This is a genomic window from Cupriavidus sp. SK-3 (assembly GCF_000611145.1).
GTDB lineage: Bacteria > Pseudomonadota > Gammaproteobacteria > Burkholderiales > Burkholderiaceae > Cupriavidus.
Genome location: NZ_JFJV02000210.1, coordinates 1 through 1058, shown reverse-complemented (window position 1 = coordinate 1058; position 1058 = coordinate 1). Strand labels below are relative to the sequence as shown.

1 protein-coding gene is annotated in these 1058 nt (G+C 61.5%); it reads right to left on the bottom strand.

Going from position 1 to position 1058, the window contains the following annotated elements:
* Positions 1-36 precede the first annotated feature (36 nt).
* The coding region (locus tag CF70_RS20060; protein ID WP_035868476.1) for a polyhydroxyalkanoate depolymerase at positions 37-1058 on the bottom strand (1022 nt) is incomplete at its 5' end.

Here is a 1058-nt window from a genome sequence, read left to right as displayed (position 1 = left end):
CCGCTTGCGCGGGCGTTTTTCATGGGCAACCGTGGCTCAATGGTGCTTGAGCACGAAGTTGCGCAACTCCGGATAGATCTCCTGGCGCCAGCGGCGGCCGGAGAATATCCCGTAGTGACCGCACTTGGCGGCCGTGATGTGCTGCTTGCGATCCTTGGGAATGCCGGCGCAAAGTTCATGCGCCGCCGCCGTCTGGCCGGCGCCCGAGATGTCGTCCAGTTCGCCTTCGATGGTCAGCAGCGCGGTGCCCTTGATGTCCTGCGGACGGACCGGCTTGCCTTCGATTTCCCAGGTGCCATTGGCAAGGCGGAATTCCTGGAACACCTCGCGGATGGTGTCGAGGTAGTACTCGGCGTCCATGTCGAGCACGGCGTTGTACTCGTCATAGAAGCGCACATGGGCTTCCGCATCGTCTGCATCGCCTTCGACCAGGTTCAGGTAATAGTCGTAGTGCGAGGACAGATGGCGGTCCGGGTTCATCGCGACAAAGCCGGCATGCTGCAGGAAACCCGGATACACCTTGCGGCCATGGCCGGGGTAATTCGCCGGTACCGTATAGATCACATTGTTCTCGAACCACTCGAACGACTTGTTGGTCGCCAGCGAATTCACCGCGGTCGGGCTGCGCCGCGCATCGATCGGGCCGCCCATCATGGTCATGGTCTTGGGCGTCTTCTCGCCGGCCGAGGCCAGCAGGGAGATGGCCGCGAGCACCGGCACCGTAGGCTGGCACACCGAAATCACATGCAGGTTTTCCGCGCCGATGTGGCGGATGAATTCCTGGATATAGTGAATGTAGTCGGCCAGGCGGAAGCGGCCGTCCTCGACCGGCACCATGCGGGCATCGATCCAGTCGGTCACGTAGACCTTGTGATCCTGCAGCAAGGTTTTCACCGTGTCGCGCAGCAGCGTGGAATGGTGGCCCGACAGGGGCGCGCATACCAGTACGACCGGCTCATCCTTGAGCAGCTTGATGGTCTCGGGGTCGTCCGCATAGCGCTTGAAGCGCACCAGTTTGCAGAAGGGCTTTTCGATGATGGTCTGTTCGACGATCGGGA